This window comes from Variovorax sp. J22R115, from assembly GCF_030317005.1.
In the GTDB taxonomy this organism is placed as follows: Bacteria; Pseudomonadota; Gammaproteobacteria; order Burkholderiales; family Burkholderiaceae_C; genus Variovorax.
In genome coordinates, this window is sequence record NZ_JASZYM010000009.1 from 53,813 (window position 1) to 70,587 (window position 16,775).

Below are 16,775 nucleotides of genomic sequence, written 5' to 3' on the forward strand. Positions count from 1 at the left end.
TACTGTCAAGGCGACTTTTGTGCGGGCAAGCGTTAGCTAGAATCGGGCTATGGTTTCCCCTGCTTCCCCTTCGTCCGGCAAAGGCGCTCCCAAGTCACTGTCCGGATTGGCCCCTTTCCTGCGGCCCTATCGCATCCAGATTGGCCTCGCGGGCGTTTTCCTCGTGCTGGCGGCAGCGACCACGCTGGTGTTCCCGGTCGCATTGCGCAGCCTGATCGACGGCGGACTGGTGCCCAGCGACAAGGGAGAACAAACGATGGCGCTGCGCGATCACTTTGTCGCTCTCTTTGCGGTGGCTGTTGCACTGGGCGTGTTTTCCGCGGCGCGGTTCTATACGGTGAGTTGGCTGGGCGAGCGGGTCACGGCCGACCTCCGCAACGCCGTCTACGCACATGTCCTGCGCCAAAGCCCTGTCTTCTTCGAAACCACGCAAACCGGCGAGGTGCTGTCGCGCCTGACGGCGGACACCACGCTGGTCCAGACGGTGGTCGGGTCCTCGCTCAGCATGGGATTGCGCAATGCGGTGATGGGCGTCGGCGCCCTGGCGATGCTGATCTGGACCAACCCTTACGTGATGGTGCAGGTGCTTGGCATTCTGGTGCTGGTGGTATTGCCCAGCATGTGGTTCGGCCGGCGCGTGCGCAAGCTCTCGCGCGCCAGCCAGGACCGCGTCGCCGATTCGAGCGCCATCGCCGCCGAGGTGCTGAACGCCATTCCGGTGGTGCAGAGCTACACCGCCGAAAGCCGCGAGGCTGCCCGCTTCGACGCCTCGACCGACAGCGCTTTCCGCACCGCCGTCCGCCGCACCAAGGCGCGCTCGGTATTGGTCGCCTTCATCATCATCGCGACGTCGGCGGCGTTGCTCTGGGGGCTCTATCAGGGAACGCAGGCGGTGCTGCACGGCGACATCACGGCCGGGCACCTCGGCCAGACCGTCGTCTACGTCATCATCCTGGCTAGCGCTGCAGCGGTCCTCGGCGAGGTCTATGGCGATCTGCTGCGAGCCGCGGGCGCCACCGAGAGACTGATGGAACTGCTGCACGCCAAGCCGGTCATCCTGTCGCCCGCCCAACCGGCCCAGGCGCCCATTCCCGAGGCCGGGAGCGCCGTCAGCTTCGAATCGGTGAGCTTCCACTATCCCTCGCGCCCCGGCATCCCTGCTCTGCGCGACTTCAACCTGGCGGTGGCGCCGGGCGAAACTGTGGCGCTGGTCGGGTCGAGCGGCGCCGGTAAGAGTACGGTCTTTCAGCTGCTGCTGCGCTATTACGATCCTCAATCAGGACACATCAGGCTCGACGGCACGCCACTCGCATCGCTGTCGCTCGACGAACTGCGCACGCGCATTGGCCTGGTGCCACAGGATGCCGTCATCTTTTCGGCCAGCGCCTTCGAGAACATCCGCTACGGCCGTCCGGACGCAAGCGCTGACGAAGTCCACGCCGCCGCCAAGGCAGCGTTCGCGGACGGTTTTCTGAGGGCACTGCCGGAGGGCTACGACACCTTCCTGGGTGAACGCGGCGTGCGGCTTTCGGGGGGCCAGCGCCAACGCATCGCCATTGCGCGCGCCATGCTCAAGAATCCGCCCTTGTTGCTGCTCGACGAGGCGACGAGCGCCCTCGACGCCGAAAGCGAGCGCATGGTGCAAGCTGCGCTCGAATCCGCGATGTCCGGCCGCACGACGATCGTCATCGCTCACCGGCTGGCCACGGTCCAGAAGGCCGATCGCATCGTGGTGCTGGATCACGGTGGCATCGTCGAGCAGGGAACCCATGCGGCGCTGGTGGCGCAGAGCGGCGTTTACGCGCGATTGGCGGCCTTGCAATTCGCGGCCTGAAGAACCGTAGAGCCGGCCTTACCGGAAGCCGCGACTACTGCAGCGTTTCCTTGAGCGCCGCCGGCAGCGGCAGCGAAAACACCGAGATACCTTCGTCGATCAAGGTCTGGGCTTGCTCACGCGTGGCCTGGCCGCGAATGCCACGCTCCTCGGCTTCGCCGTAGTGCATCTTGCGGGCTTCGTCGGCGAAGCGATCGCCGACGTCTTCGGTCTGCGCGATCACCTCGCGCACGGCACGCAACCAGCGCGCCTCGGGCGAATTGTTCTCCGGTGCGGCTGCGGGGACATCAGGGGATGGCTTCGGCCCGCCCAGATTCAGCCGTGGTGCGGCCAGCATCTTGGTGATTGCCGTGTCGCCGCAAATGGGGCACTCCACCAGCCCGGCCGCCAGCTGGGTGTCGAAAGCGTCGTGCGACGCGAACCACCCTTCAAAGCCATGGCCATGCGCGCACTGGAGGTTGAGGACCTTCATGCACGGATTATCCGGCGCGATCGGACAAGGCGCCGCGCTTCCAGTCGAGCGTCCATGCGCCCGACAGGACGTTTTGCAGCCACAGCGTGCAAGTCAGCGTCTTGGCGTCGGACACGGTTCCGTCTCGGCACCAGCCCGTCAGCTCTTCCGGCGTCGCGGTGATCACGTCGAGAAACTCGCCATGGTCGAGCTGCCGTGCGCCGAGCGACAGGCCACGCGCGAAGTAGATATGGATGATCTCCGTCGAATACGCCACCGCGAGGTGCATCGCGCCTGCGTGCGCCCACTCGTTGGCGGTGTAGCCCGTTTCCTCGAGCAATTCGCGCTGGCCGCACAGCAAAGGATCTTCACCCGCATCCAGCTTGCCGGCAGGAAACTCGGTCATCACATGGCCAACGGGGTAACGGAACTGGCGCTCGAGCACCACGCGACCATCGTCGAGCAGGGGCACGACCACAACCGCCCCAGGATGAACGATGTATTCGCGGGTCGCGGTGTGGCCATCGGGGAGGCGGACGGTGTCACGTTTCGCCTGCAGGAAGCTGCCCTTGAAGAGCAGTTCGCTCGCGGTGAGTTCTTCCTTCAGATGTGCGTCATCCATTCAGCTAGCTCCGATGCTTGAGCAGGTAGCGCCAGGTGAATCCTGGAAACGCGAGCACGATGAACAAGGCACCGGTAACCGCATAGAACTCCCATCCTTGAGGGGAAATCTGACCGACTCGGCTTTCGAACAGCAGTCCGATGCCACCCGCGACGAAATAGAGAAACACCAGCTCGCCCAGTCGAACGGCCAGCGTCTTGGTGCCCGGCGACAGCGGCACCAGTCCCAGCAGGCGATCGGTCACGAATGGCAGGTTGGCAGCCACCAGGGCGACCAGCAGCACCATCCAGACCGACGCGCTTTGCGACACGGGGCGTGATCAGGTGGCCAGGGTGGCCACGATCGCCTGCGCGCAGAGCGTCATGAGGCCGCCGGGCAAGATCCCGAGGATCAAGATCAGGGCGCCATTGAGCGTCAGCACCGCGCGCACGTCGATCGGCGCCGACACCGTGGTCGCCGTCACGGGCGCATCGAAGTACATGACCTTCACGACGCGCAGGTAGTAGAAGGCGCCAATCAGCGACATCACGACGGCGAACACCGCCAGGGCGATGTACATCGCCTGACCCGAGTAGATCAGCGCCTGCAAAACGGCCAGCTTCGCGTAGAAGCCTACCAGGGGCGGCACGCCGGCCAGCGAGAACATCGCGATCGCCATCACGGCGGCATAGAGCGGACTGCGCTGGTTGAGGCCTGCGAGGTCGGTGATCTCCTCGCTTTCGAACCCTTCACGTGCCAACAGCAGGATGATGCCGAAGCTCGCCAGCGTGGTCAGTACGTAGGTCACGATGTAGAACATCGAGGCGCTGTACGCGAACTGCGCGTTGTAGGTGGTGTCGTTGCCGACACCTGCCACGAGACCGAGCAGCATGAAGCCCATCTGCGCGATCGTCGAATAGGCCAACATCCGCTTGAGGTTGGTCTGCGCAATGGCGGCGAGATTGCCGACCAGCAGGGACGCTATCGCCAACAAGGCGAGCATCTGCTGCCAGTCGATTGCGAGCGGAAGCAGACCTTCGACCAGCAGGCGGATGATGATCGCAAAGGCCGCGAGTTCCGGAGCCGCACCAATCATCAGCGTGACCGCGGTCGGCGCGCCCTGATACACGTCAGGCACCCACATGTGGAAGGGCGCCGCGCCAACCTTGAATGCCAGACCGGCCACGATGAACACCAAGCCGAACACCAGCACCTGGTGGTTCACCTTGCGGCTGGCAATGGCCTTGAACACTTCGTTGATGTCGAGCGAACCGGTGGCGCCGTACATCATGGAGAGCCCGTACAGCAGGAACCCGCTCGCCATCGCGCCGAGCACGAAGTACTTCATCGCCGCTTCGCTCGCCACCGCGTTGTCGCGGCGCAGCGCCACCAGCGCATAGCTCGAGAGCGTGAGCAATTCCAGGCCAAGGTAGATCACCAGGAAATTGCTCCCGGAGATCATCACGAACATGCCGAGCAAGGAGAGCATGCTGATCGTGAACATCTCGCCGCCGCGGAGCATCCCGCGGTCGGCCGCGTAGGGCCGGCCATAGACCAGCGTGACCATCAGTGCGACGGTGGCAAAGCACTTGAGCCAGTTGCCCATCGGATCGCTCACCACCATGCCGCCGAAGCCATAGATGGTCTTGCCCGAGGAGGCATTGAAGCCGCAAAGCACCGCCACGACGGCGAGCGTCATCAGGGTCAGGATGTAGGTGGCCGTGCGGCGGGGGCTGGTGGTGGACAGATCCAGCAGCGCGATGATGCAGGTCGCGACCAGCAGCACCACCTCGGGGTAGATCGTCATCCAGCTGAGTTTGTCAATCATCTCGTTCTCTTGTTCAGCCTGGACTCAAGGCAGCTTGGAAATCGCCATGTGGTTCAGCAGTTCGGCCACGGATGCGTTCATCACGTCGGTGAACGGCTTGGGATAGAGCCCCATCCACAGCACCGCGATCGCCAGCAGTGCCAGCATCAGGAATTCGCGCGCGTCGATGTCGCTCAGTTCCTTCACGTGGTCGTTGCCCACGGGACCGAGATAGACGCGCTTGTACATCCACAGCGTGTAAGCCGCGCCGAAAATCAGCGCCGTGGCGGCACCGAGGCCGAGCCAGAAGTTGGCCTTGACCGCACCCAGGATCACCATCCACTCGCCGACGAAACCGGCGGTGGCGGGAAGTCCGCAGTTGGCCATCGCGAACAGCAGCGCGAACGCCGCGAACTTGGGCATGGTGTTGACCACGCCGCCGTAGTCCGCGATCTGGCGCGAATGCACGCGGTCGTACAGCACGCCGATGCACAGGAACATCGCGCCCGAAACGAAACCGTGCGCAATCATCTGCACGATGCCGCCGGCAATGCCGAGGTCATTGAAGATGAAGAAGCCGAGCGTCACGAAGCCCATGTGAGCCACCGACGAATAAGCCACGAGCTTCTTCATGTCCTGCTGCACCAGTGCAACCAGGCCGACGTAGATCACCGCGATCAGCGACAGCGCGATCATGAGCCAGGCCCACTCGTGCGAGGCATCTGGAGCGATGGGCATCGAGAATCGGAGGAAGCCGTAGGCGCCGAGCTTCAGCATGATGGCCGCCAGCACGGCAGAACCACCCGTGGGTGCCTCGACGTGCACGTCCGGCAACCACGTGTGGACCGGCCACATGGGAACCTTCACCGCGAAAGCGGCGAAGAAGGCGAAGAACAGGAAAGTCTGCTCGCTCGCGGTCAACGGCAGCTTGTGCCAGGTCAGGATGTCGAAGCTGCCACCCGACCTGTTGAACAGGTAGATCAGCGCGACCAGCATCAGCAGCGAACCGAGCAGCGTATAGATGAAGAACTTGAAGGCCGCGTAGATCTTGTTGGGACCGCCCCAGATACCGATGATGAGGTACATCGGAATCAGCGTGGCCTCGAAGAAGACGTAGAACAGCACGCCGTCGAGCGCCGAGAACGACCCGATCATCAGGCCCGACAGGATCAGGAACGCGCCCATGTACTGGTTCACGCGTTCGGTGATCACTACCCACGCCGAGATCACGACGACGACCGTAATGAACGCCGTCAGCAGCACCAGCCAGAACGAAATGCCGTCCAGCCCGATGTGATAGCTGATGTTGAAGCGTTCGATCCAGCTTTCCTTTTCGACGAATTGCATCGCCGCGGTTCCGGTCTGGAAACGCGTGTAGAGCGGCAACGTGACCAGGAAGCTCGCGATCGACCCGACGAGCGCCACCCAGCGCACGCCCTTTGCGTGCTCGTCACGACCAAACGCCAGCAACACGACGCCGAAGACGATCGGCATCCAGATGGCAAGGCTCAACAAACCCATTTTTGTTTTTCTCCAGCGAGAGCCGCTTACCGTTTAAACCAGACGAAGTACGACATGAGGACGAAGATGCCCAACAGCATCGCGAAAGCGTAGTGATAGATGTAGCCGGACTGCATCCAGCGCACGACGCCGGAAATGCGGCCGACCAGTTTCCAGGAACCGTTGACGATCGCGCCGTCGATGATCCCCTGGTCACCACCCTTCCACAGGCCGGTGCCCAGTGCACGCGTTGCGCGCGCGATCACGTTCTCGTTGAACCAGTCCATGTAGTACTTGTTGTCGAGCAGGCGGTAGATCGGGCCGAACGCGCGCTTGATCGCAGCAGGCAGCGCCGGTTTCACCAAGTACAAGTACCAGGCCGTCACGACGCCGGCAAGCGCCAGCCAGAACGGCGCGGCGGTGAAGCCGTGCAGGGCCATGGCCATCGGGCCGTGAAAGGCTTCGGCCAACTCCTTCATCGCCTCGTGTTTGGTTTCGTCGACGAAGATCGCGCCCTTGAAGAGATCACCGAAGAGCAAGGGCTCGATGGTCATGTAGCCAATGACGACCGACGGGATGGCCAGCAACACCAGAGGCACCCACACGACCCACGGCGACTCATGCGGCTCGTGGTGGTCGTCATGATGACCATGACCGTGGTCACCATCGTGATGCGCATCGGGATTCTGGTCGTAGCGCTCCTTGCCATGGAAAACCATGAAGTACATGCGGAACGAATACAGGGCCGTGACGAACACGCTCGCCAGCACCGCGAAGTACGCGAAGCCCGAGCCCCAGAGATGGCTCTCGCGCACCGCTTCGATGATGCTGTCCTTGGAGTAGAAACCCGAGAACCATGGCGTGCCGATCAACGCCAACGAGCCCACCAGAGACGTGATCCAGGTGATCGGCATGTACTTGCGCAAGGCCCCCATCCACCGCATGTCCTGGTTGTGGTGCATGCCGATGATGACCGAGCCGGCGCCGAGAAACAGCAGCGCCTTGAAGAACGCGTGCGTCATCAGGTGGAAGATGGCAACTGAGTATGCCGACGCGCCGAGCGCCACCGTCATGTAGCCGAGCTGCGAGAGCGTGGAGTAGGCGACCACGCGCTTGATGTCATTTTGAATGACGCCCAGGAAGCCCATGAACAGTGCAGTGATCCCGCCGATCACGAGCACGAAGCTCAGGGCCGTATCGCTCAGTTCGAACAACGGCGACATGCGCGCCACCATGAAAATGCCTGCCGTGACCATGGTCGCAGCATGGATCAGCGCCGAGATCGGGGTCGGGCCTTCCATCGAATCCGGAAGCCACACGTGCAATGGGAACTGCGCGCTCTTGCCCATCGCACCGATGAACAGGCAGATGCAGATCACGGTGATCAGCATCCACTCGGTACCTGGGAAGCTCAACTTCGCCAGCTCGTTGGCCTTGGCAAAGGTCTCGCCGTAGTTCAATGTGCCCGCATAGGCAGCCACCAGGCCGATGCCCAGGATGAAACCGAAGTCGCCCACACGGTTGACCAGGAAGGCCTTCAGGTTGGCGAAGATCGCGGTCGGCCGGTTGTACCAGAAGCCGATCAGCAGGTAGGACACAACGCCCACCGCCTCCCAGCCGAAGAACAGCTGGAGCATGTTGTTGCTCATCACGAGCATCAGCATCGAGAACGTGAAGAGGGAGATGTAGGCGAAGAAGCGGTTGTAGCCTTCGTCTTCTTCCATGTAGCCGATGGTGTAGATGTGCACCATCAGCGACACGAAGGTCACCACGCACATCATCAGGGCCGTGAGGCCGTCGACCAGGAAGCCGATTTCCATCTTCAGGCCGCCGACCGTCATCCACTCGTAGATCGTGGCATTGAAGCGGGCGCCGTCCGACACCACGCTGTTGAGCGTCATCGCCGAGAGGATGAAGGAGATCAGCACGCCGAGGATCGTCAGCGAATGCGTGGCGCGGCGGCCGATGAGGTTGCCGCCCAATTTCGTGCCGAACAGGCCGGTCACGACGGCGCCGATCAAGGGAGCCAGCGGTACGGCCAGCAGTGTGGATGCGGAAAGTGTTGCGCTCATGAGAAAACCTTCAGCCCTTGAGCGCGTTGAGTTCGTCGACGTTGATGTTCGACTTGTTGCGGAACAAGAGGACCAGCAGCGCCAGCCCGATCGCCGACTCGGCCGCGGCAACTGTCAGGATGAAGAACACGAAGATCTGTCCGTGCATGTCGCCAAGGAAGTACGAGAAGGCGACGAAGTTCATGTTGACGGCCAGGAGCATCAGCTCGATGCACATCAACAGCACGATCAGGTTTTTGCGGTTCAGGAAGATGCCGATGACCGAGAGCGCGAACAGCATCGCGCCCAGCGAAAGAAAGTGTCCGAGCGTGAGCGTCATGCCTTGGTCTCCGCTGCTGCCGAGGGTTGTTCAGCGGCAGGTTCAGCCGCACGCGTCACGGGCATCTGCACGATGCGCACACGGTCCCGCGCCTTCACGCGGACCTGGTCTGCCGGATTCACGTACTTGCTGTCCTTGCGGGCGCGCAGCGTGAGGGCGATGGCCGCAAACATGGCGACCAGCAGGATCACGGCCGCGATCTCAAGCGGATAGAGATAGTCGGTGTAGAGAAGCTTGCCGAGTTCGAGCGTGTTGGACGTGTCGGGGCCGGTCGCGAGCGGGCTCTTCGGCGCGCTCAGGCGGAAACCGCCCATCAGCACCGCTGCCATCTCGAGCGCGATCAGCGCGCCGACGGCGGCAGCAAGCGGGAAGTGCTTCCAGAAGCCCTCGCGAAGCCCTTCGACGTCGATGTCCAGCATCATCACCACGAAGAGGAACAGCACCATCACCGCCCCCACGTAGACGAGGACCAGTGCGATCGCCAGAAATTCGGCGCGCAGAAGCAGCCAGATGGCCGATGCCTGGAAAAACGCCAGCACCAGGTAAAGCGCGGCATACACAGGGTTGCGCGCGGTGATCACGCGGAAGGCTGCAAACAGCAGCACCGCGGAAAACAGATAGAACAGACCGGTCTTGACGTCCATGGATCGAATTTGTTTTTTCCCGCTCAGCGGTACTTGGCGTCAGCCGCCTTGTTGGCGGCAATTTCTTTTTCGTAGCGGTCGCCGACGGCGAGCAGCATGTCCTTGGTGAAGTAGAGGTCGCCGCGCTTCTCACCGTGGTACTCGAAGATGTGCGTCTCGACGATCGAATCGACCGGGCAGCTCTCCTCGCAAAAGCCGCAGAAGATGCACTTGGTGAGGTCGATGTCGTAGCGCGTGGTACGGCGGGAGCCGTCGTCGCGCACGTCGGATTCGATGGTGATGGCGAGCGCCGGGCACACGGCCTCGCAAAGCTTGCAGGCAATGCAGCGCTCTTCGCCGTTTTCATAGCGGCGCAACGCATGCAGTCCACGGAAGCGCGGCGACAGCGGCGTCTTCTCTTCCGGGAACTGAATGGTGATCTTCCGGCTGAACGCGTACTTGCCGGTGATGGCCAGACCCTTGAACAACTCGAACAGCATGAAGCTGCGCAAGAAGTCCTTGAGCGAGAAAGGCGGGGACGCGAATGAGGAGGAGCGCGCAAGCGCGCTGGCGGAGGGCGCAGTCATGGCAGTTCCAGTTATTTCCAGATGTTGAACGGGGTCTGCATCCAGGCGCCGACCACCACCAGCCACACCAACGTGACCGGAATAAAGATCTTCCAGCCGAGCCGCATGATCTGGTCATAGCGGAAGCGCGGGAAGGTCGAACGAACCCAAAGGAACATCGTGACGACCACGAAGGTCTTGATGCCCAGCCAGATCCAGCCCGGGATGAATGCGAGGAAGTCGAACGGAGGCAACCAGCCGCCGAGGAACAGCACCGCGCACAGGATCGAGACGAGCCACATGTTGGCGTACTCGGCCAGGAAGAACATCGCGAAGCTCATGCCAGAGTACTCGATCATGTGACCGGCGACGATTTCCGATTCGCCTTCCACAACGTCGAAGGGGTGGCGATTGGTTTCAGCCAGGCCCGAGATGAAGTAGACGACGAAGATCGGCAGCAGCGACAACCAGTTCCACGACAGAAACCCGATGCCCATCGAAGCGAAGTGGCCCTTGCCCTGCCCCATCACGATGTCGGTCATGTTCAGGCTGGCGGACACCATCAGCACCACGACGAAGCAGAAGCCCATCGCGATTTCGTAGCTGACCATCTGGGCCGAAGCGCGCAGTGCACCGAGGAAGGCGTACTTGGAGTTGGACGCCCAGCCGGCAATGATCACGCCGTACACCTCGAGCGAGGTGATGGCCATCACGAACAGCAAGCCGGCATTGATGTTGGCGAGCGCGACTTCAGGTCCGAAGGGAATGACCGCCCAGGCGGCCAGCGCCGGCATGATGGTCATGATCGGCCCCAACAGGAACAAGCCCTTGTTGGCGACGGTCGGCAGGATGATTTCCTTGGTCAGCAGCTTGAGCGCGTCGGCGATCGGCTGCAGCAAGCCCAGTGGGCCGATGCGGTTGGGGCCGATGCGAATCTGCGTGAAGCCGATGGCCTTGCGCTCCCACAGCGTGAGATAGGCAACTGCGCCCATCAGCGGCAGCACCACCACGACGATCTTGATCAGCGTCCAGATCACCGGCCAGGCCACGCTGGTCCACCAGCCCGCGGAGATCAAGCCCAGGCCGAAGCCATGCAGCGCGTCGATCATGCGAGCACCTCCTGTGCCACAGAGGGCTGCGCCAGGCGCGCGTCGGCCGTGAGTTGCAGGGAAGGTGCGCGACGCACGATCGAGTCGAGCTGGTAGATGCTCGCGACGGCCGGCGACGCGCCCGAGGCGTTGCCAGACTGGATGGGCGCCGCGGTGGCGTTGCTCAGCCGGTCGGCCAGCACCTGGCCGGGCGAGCCGATCTCGGCCAGTACGTCAGCCGTCGATTCGAACGCGAAGCCCGAGAGGCCGAGCAAATTGGCCAGCACACGCAGAACCTTCCAGGCCGGACGTGTTTCACCCAGCGGCCTCACGACGGCGTGGAAACTTTGCGCGCGGCCTTCGGCATTGACGAAGGTACCCGGCGTCTCGGTGAACGGAGCGACAGGCAGCAGCACGTCGCTGAATTCGAGGTTGGACTTGAACGGACTCAGCGTCACGACCATTTGCGCGTGCGCGAGTCCTTCGACGGCAGCAGCACCGGCTGCCGAATCGAATACGGGTTCGGTGTTGAGCAGCAATACAGCCTTGAGCCCGCCGCCGAGCATCTGGCCTGCATTCAGACCGCCGGCCTTCGGCAGTGCGCCGACGACTTGCGCGCCGACGGTATTGGCCGCCTCGGTCAGGTAGCCGACGCTGGCACCGGTTTGCGCACCGATCCAGTTGGCCAGTGCCAGCAAGGTGCTGGCCTCGGCATGATGCGCCGCCGCGTTGCCAAGCAGGACGGCCTTGCGTTCGCCGCCGAGCAACGATGCCGCCATTGCCTTCGCCGAGTCGCTTGCAGCGGCATTCCTCGTCACAGGAGCCGTGGCGCCGGTGCTTTCAGCAATCGCAGCAGCGATGTCGACCAAAGAGTCGACCCACTGTTGAGCCGGAACGCGAACGGCGTTCGCCACGGGCATCGCCCAGGCGTCGGCATCGGCCAGCAGTTCCGGCGAAGTCAGTGCACTGAGCACGCCGCCCTTGCGAATCGATTGACGAATACGCTGCGCGAACAGCGGATGGTCCTTGCGCAGGTTTGAGCCGATCACGAACGTGCGTTGCAGCTGCGACAGCGATGCGATCGAGGTGCCGAGCCAACGGACGCCTTCGACCTCGGCGAACTCGGCGTTGCGCAGGCGGTAGTCGATGTTGTTGCTGCCCAGACCATGCGTCAGCAAGTTGGCGAGGTGTAGCTCTTCGAGCGTGCTGTGCGGGCTGACGAGCGTGCCGATGCTTTGCGCACCGTGGTCGGCCTTGATCTGCTTCAGGCCATTGGCAACGTATTCCAGCGCAGTTTGCCAATCGACTTGTTGCCACTGGCCGCCCTGCTTCAGCATCGGCTGCGTCAGGCGCTCGGGGCCGTTCAATGCCTCGTAGGAGAAGCGGTCGCGGTCGGCGATCCAGCACTCGTTCACGTCTTCGTTTTCGAGTGGCACCACGCGCATCACGCGATTGTTCTTGACCTGGACGATCAGATTTGCACCGGTCGAGTCGTGTGGACTCACCGATTTGCGGCGCGACAGTTCCCAGGTGCGAGCGCTGTAGCGGAAGGGCTTGCTCGTCAGCGCGCCGACCGGGCAGATGTCGATCATGTTGCCCGACAGTTCGGAATCGACCGAGTCGCCGAGGAAGGTCTCGATCTCGGAGTGTTCGCCGCGGTTCGACATGCCGAGCTCCATCACGCCGGCCACTTCCTGGCCGAAGCGGACGCAGCGCGTGCAATGAATGCAGCGGCTCATTTCTTCCATGCTGATGAGCGGGCCGACGTCCTTGTGGAACACGACGCGCTTTTCTTCCTCGTAGCGCGAAGACGAACCGCCGTAGCCCACGGCCAAATCCTGCAACTGGCACTCGCCACCCTGGTCGCAGATCGGGCAGTCGAGCGGATGGTTGATCAGCAGGAACTCCATCACCGACTGCTGGGCCTTGATGGCCTTTTCGCTCTTGGTGCGGACAATCATGCCCTGGGTGACGGGCGTGGCACAGGCCGGCATCGGCTTCGGCGCCTTCTCCACATCGACCAGGCACATGCGGCAGTTGGCCGCGATGCTGAGCTTCTTGTGATAGCAGAAGTGCGGGATGTAGGTGCCCGCCTTATCGGCCGCATGCATGATCATGCTGCCTTCGACGATGTCGACCTTCTTGCCGTCGAGTTCGATTTCAACCATATGTGTTCTTCTTGCGCTCAGGCCTTGGCCGGTGCCTTCGGGACGTAGCCGGGGATCAATGCCTCGAACTCGTGGCGGAAGTGCTTGATCATGGCTCTGACCGGCATCGCGGCGGCATCGCCCAGCGCGCAGATGGTGCGGCCCTGGATGTTGTCGGCGACAGAATTCAGCAGGTCCATGTCGGTGGCCTTGCCATGGCCGTTGTGGATGCGATCCACCACGCGCCACAGCCAGCCCGTGCCTTCGCGGCACGGGGTGCACTGGCCGCACGACTCGTGCATGTAGAAGTACGAGAGGCGCTTGAGCGATTCGACCATCGAGCGGCTGTCGTCCATGACGATCACGGCGCCGGAGCCCAGCATCGATCCCGCCTTGGCGATGGAGTCGTAGTCCATCGTGCATTCCATCATGATGGATGCCGGCAGGACTGGAGCCGACGAGCCGCCGGGAATCACCGCCTTCAACTGGCGCCCCTTGCGCACTCCGCCGGCCAGTTCGAGCAGCTTCGAGAACGGCGTGCCCATCGGCACTTCGTAGTTGCCCGGCAGTTCGACGTCGCCGCTGACCGAGTAGATCTTGGTGCCGCCATTGTTCGGCTTGCCGCACTCGAGATAGGCCACGCCGCCGTTGTTGATGATCCAAGGCACCGCGGCAAAGGTCTCGGTGTTGTTGATCGTGGTCGGCTTGCCATAGAGGCCGAAGCTCGCCGGAAATGGCGGCTTGAATCGTGGCTGGCCCTTTTTGCCTTCGAGCGATTCGAGCAGCGCGGTTTCCTCGCCGCAGATGTAGGCGCCAAAGCCGTGTGCAGCGTGAAGCTGGAAGTTGTAGCTGCTGCCCAGGATGCCGTCGCCCAGGTAACCGGCCGCGCGCGCTTCTTCCAGCGCTGCCTCGAAGCGGTCGTAGGTCTGGAAGATTTCGCCGTGGATGTAGTTGTAGCCCACGCTGATGCCCATCGCGTAGGCCGCGATGGCCATGCCTTCGATCACGATGTGCGGGTTGTAGTGCAGGATGTCCCGGTCCTTGCATGTACCCGGCTCGCCTTCGTCGGAATTGCAGACGAGGTACTTCTGGCCCGGGAACTGGCGGGGCATGAAGCTCCACTTGAGACCGGTCGGAAAGCCCGCGCCGCCGCGGCCCCTCAAGCCAGACGATTTGACTTCGGCGATCACCTGGTCGGGCGTCAGCCCTTCACTCAGGATCTTGCGCAGCGCCTTGTAGCCACCACGCGCCTCATAATCGGCCAGCCGCCAGTTGGTGCCGTTCAGGCCGGCGTAGATCTGCGGCTCGATGTGGCGATCGTGAAAGCAGGTCTGGACGCCGGTCGCCTGGAACTGCAAAAGCACTTGCTCGGGCGACATCATTGCGCTCCCTTCAAGCCGTCGATCAGCTGATCGAGCTTTTCATTGCTCATGAAGCTGCACATCGTGCGGTCGTTGACCAGCATCACCGGCGAATCGGCGCAGGCACCCAGGCATTCGCTCTGCTGAAGAGTGAACATGCCGTCGGGCGTGGTCTCGCCCATTGCGATGCCCAGCTTCTTCTCGAGATGTTTCAGCGCCACGGCGCCGTCGCGCAACTGGCACGGCAGGTTGGTACAGACGTTGAGCTTGAACTTGCCCACCGGCCGCTGGTTGTACATGTTGTAGAAGGTCGTGACTTCATGCACCGCGATCGGCGCCATCCCCAGGTAGGCGGCGATCTCGCGTTCGCGCTGCTCGCTGACGAAGCCTTCGTCCTGCTGCACGATCGTCAGGCAGGCCATCACTGCGGACTGCTTACCTGCCGGCGGATACTTGGCAACCTCTCGCGCAAAGCGCTCCAGCGTCGCGGCCGACAGCGACGCCTGGGGGCTGTGGGTGGTGTCGGAATTCATGGGCTCTTTACCTGTCAATCTCACCGAACACGATGTCCATCGTGCCGATCACGGCCACTGCGTCGGCAATCATGTGCCCGCGCGCCATCTCGTCGAGCGCCGCAAGATGCGGGAAGCCGGGTGCGCGGATCTTCAGACGGTAGGGCTTGTTGGCACCGTCGCTCACCAGATAGATGCCGAATTCGCCCTTCGGGTGCTCGACGGCGGCATATGCTTCGCCTTCGGGCACATGAAAACCTTCGGTGAAGAGCTTGAAATGGTGGATCAACTCCTCCATGTTTGTCTTCATCGACTCGCGCGCAGGAGCGGCCACCTTGTGGTTGCTGGTGATGACCGGCCCCTGATTCGCACGCAGCCATGCCGAGCACTGCTGGATGATGCGATTGGCCTGGCGCATTTCCTCGACGCGGACCAGATAACGGTCGTAGCAGTCACCGGTCTTGCCGACGGGTACGTCGAAGTCCATGCGGTCGTAGACGTCGTAGGGCTGCTTCTTGCGCAGATCCCATTCGACGCCGGAACCGCGCAGCATCGGACCGGTGAAGCCGAGGTTAAGGGCGCGCTCTGGAGTGACCACGCCGATACCGACCGTGCGCTGCTTCCAGATCCGGTTGTCGGTGAGCAGCGTCTCGTACTCGTCGACCATCTTCGGGAAGCGCTTGCAGAAATCGTCGACGAAGTCCAGCATCGAACCCTGGCGGTTTTCGTTGAGCCGCTCGATCGCCTTCGCGTTCTTGATCTTGCTGGCCTTGTACTGCGGCATCGCGTCGGGCAGGTCACGATAGACGCCGCCCGGACGGAAGTATGCCGCATGCATGCGCGCACCGGACACCGCTTCGTACAGGTCGAACAGGTCTTCACGCTCGCGGAAGCAGTAGATGAGCATGTTCATCGCGCCGCAGTCGAGGCCATGCGCGCCAAGCCACAGGAGGTGGTTCAGCAGGCGCGTGATCTCGGCGAACATCACCCGGATGTATTGCGCGCGGATCGGCACATCGAGGCCCATGAGCCGCTCGATGGCGAGACAGTACGCGTGCTCGTTGCTCATCATCGACACGTAGTCGAGACGGTCCATGTACGGCAGCGACTGGATGTAGGTGCGCGACTCCGCGAGCTTCTCGGTCGCGCGGTGCAGCAGGCCGATATGCGGGTCGGCGCGCTGGATGACTTCGCCATCCAACTCCAGCACGAGGCGCAGCACGCCGTGCGCTGCCGGGTGCTGGGGACCGAAGTTCAGCGTGTAGTTCTTGATTTCGGCCATCAGTGGAGTCCGCCGTAGTTGTCTTCGCGGATCACCCGCGGCGTGATTTCGCGCGGCTCGATGGAGACGGGCTGATAGATCACGCGCTTCTGGTCCGGGTCATAGCGCATCTCGACGTGACCCGACACGGGAAAGTCCTTGCGGAACGGATGCCCGATGAAGCCGTAATCGGTCAGGATGCGGCGCAGGTCGTCATGGCCTTCGAAGACGATACCGTACAGATCGAAGGCTTCGCGCTCGAACCATCCCGCGGCATTCCAGACGCTGGTCAGCGAATCGACGACCGGCAGGTCTTCGTTCGGCACGAACACCTTGAGGCGGACACGCTGGTTGAGGCTCACGGAAAGCAGATGGGACACGACGCAGAAACGCTCGCCCTCCCACTCGCCTTCACGATAGCCGGAATAGTCCATGCCACAGAGGTCGATGAGTTGCTCGAAGCGGCAACCCGGCGCATCGCGCAGCAAGGTCGCAACCGCCCGGTAGTCAGTTGCACTCACCACCACCGTCACCTCGCCCAGCGCGAGCGTGACGCTCTTCGCCTTGGAGCCAAGCGTTTCGGTGATCTGGGTCTGCAGCGCCTCGGGAGAAATGGCAAAGTCGGTCATCGTC

At 62.6% G+C, this 16,775-nt stretch carries 16 protein-coding genes; 1 reads left to right on the forward strand and 15 read right to left on the reverse strand.

Translation table 11 applies throughout. The features are described from left to right. The first annotated feature begins 49 nt into the window (after positions 1-49). A complete protein-coding gene (locus QTI04_RS16925) occupies positions 50-1,834 on the forward strand; it encodes an ABC transporter transmembrane domain-containing protein (RefSeq protein WP_286616656.1) in 1,785 nt (594 codons plus the stop codon). 34 nt (positions 1,835-1,868) lie between these two features. On the opposite strand, the gene QTI04_RS16930 is transcribed toward QTI04_RS16925, so the two are convergent. The 15 genes from QTI04_RS16930 to QTI04_RS17000 are packed head-to-tail and all read right to left on the reverse strand — an operon-like array spanning position 1,869 to position 16,771. Next, positions 1,869-2,306, reverse strand: a complete 438-nt coding sequence (locus tag QTI04_RS16930) for a DUF1178 family protein (RefSeq protein WP_286599924.1) — start codon at positions 2,304-2,306, stop codon at positions 1,869-1,871. Between the two features lie 7 nt (positions 2,307-2,313). Next, a complete protein-coding gene (locus QTI04_RS16935) occupies positions 2,314-2,907 on the reverse strand; it encodes an NUDIX domain-containing protein (protein WP_286616657.1) in 594 nt (197 codons plus the stop codon). A gap of 4 nt (positions 2,908-2,911) precedes the next feature. Then, positions 2,912-3,217 carry a DUF2818 family protein gene (locus tag QTI04_RS16940; protein WP_286616658.1) on the reverse strand — a complete coding sequence of 102 codons (306 nt, stop codon included), beginning with the start codon at positions 3,215-3,217 and terminating at the stop codon, positions 2,912-2,914. 9 nt (positions 3,218-3,226) lie between these two features. Then, positions 3,227-4,714, reverse strand: a complete 1,488-nt coding sequence (gene nuoN, locus QTI04_RS16945; protein WP_286599921.1) for an NADH-quinone oxidoreductase subunit NuoN — start codon at positions 4,712-4,714, stop codon at positions 3,227-3,229. 24 nt (positions 4,715-4,738) lie between these two features. Continuing rightward, positions 4,739-6,214, reverse strand: coding sequence for an NADH-quinone oxidoreductase subunit M (locus QTI04_RS16950; protein WP_286599920.1), 1,476 nt, complete (start codon positions 6,212-6,214; stop codon positions 4,739-4,741). 26 nt (positions 6,215-6,240) lie between these two features. Then, a complete protein-coding gene (nuoL, locus tag QTI04_RS16955) occupies positions 6,241-8,265 on the reverse strand; it encodes an NADH-quinone oxidoreductase subunit L (RefSeq protein WP_286599919.1) in 2,025 nt (674 codons plus the stop codon). A gap of 10 nt (positions 8,266-8,275) precedes the next feature. Next, complete coding sequence (gene nuoK, locus QTI04_RS16960; RefSeq protein ID WP_028248920.1) at positions 8,276-8,584, reverse strand: NADH-quinone oxidoreductase subunit NuoK; 309 nt, start codon at positions 8,582-8,584, stop codon at positions 8,276-8,278. After that, positions 8,581-9,228: an NADH-quinone oxidoreductase subunit J gene (locus QTI04_RS16965; RefSeq protein WP_286599918.1), complete on the reverse strand. Its 648-nt coding sequence runs from the start codon at positions 9,226-9,228 to the stop codon at positions 8,581-8,583. The genes nuoK and QTI04_RS16965 overlap by 4 nt, the downstream gene beginning before the upstream one ends. Before the next feature lie 23 nt (positions 9,229-9,251). Next, positions 9,252-9,794 (reverse strand): NADH-quinone oxidoreductase subunit NuoI, encoded by a 543-nt coding sequence (gene nuoI, locus QTI04_RS16970; RefSeq protein ID WP_286616659.1) that lies wholly within the window; start codon positions 9,792-9,794, stop codon positions 9,252-9,254. A gap of 11 nt (positions 9,795-9,805) precedes the next feature. After that, positions 9,806-10,882, reverse strand: a complete 1,077-nt coding sequence (gene nuoH / locus QTI04_RS16975; RefSeq protein WP_286599916.1) for an NADH-quinone oxidoreductase subunit NuoH — start codon at positions 10,880-10,882, stop codon at positions 9,806-9,808. Further along, entirely contained in the window at positions 10,879-13,029 is a 2,151-nt protein-coding gene (nuoG, locus tag QTI04_RS16980; RefSeq protein WP_286616660.1) for an NADH-quinone oxidoreductase subunit NuoG, read from the reverse strand. The genes nuoH and nuoG overlap by 4 nt, the downstream gene beginning before the upstream one ends. 17 nt (positions 13,030-13,046) lie before the next feature. Next, complete coding sequence (gene nuoF / locus QTI04_RS16985; protein ID WP_286616661.1) at positions 13,047-14,390, reverse strand: NADH-quinone oxidoreductase subunit NuoF; 1,344 nt, start codon at positions 14,388-14,390, stop codon at positions 13,047-13,049. Next, complete coding sequence (nuoE, locus tag QTI04_RS16990; protein ID WP_286616662.1) at positions 14,387-14,902, reverse strand: NAD(P)H-dependent oxidoreductase subunit E; 516 nt, start codon at positions 14,900-14,902, stop codon at positions 14,387-14,389. The genes nuoF and nuoE overlap by 4 nt, the downstream gene beginning before the upstream one ends. Before the next feature lie 7 nt (positions 14,903-14,909). After that, positions 14,910-16,163, reverse strand: coding sequence for an NADH-quinone oxidoreductase subunit D (locus QTI04_RS16995; RefSeq protein ID WP_286616663.1), 1,254 nt, complete (start codon positions 16,161-16,163; stop codon positions 14,910-14,912). Beyond that, entirely contained in the window at positions 16,163-16,771 is a 609-nt protein-coding gene (locus QTI04_RS17000) for an NADH-quinone oxidoreductase subunit C (protein WP_286616664.1), read from the reverse strand. Before QTI04_RS17000 ends, QTI04_RS16995 begins: the two co-directional genes overlap by 1 nt. Positions 16,772-16,775 lie beyond the last annotated feature (4 nt).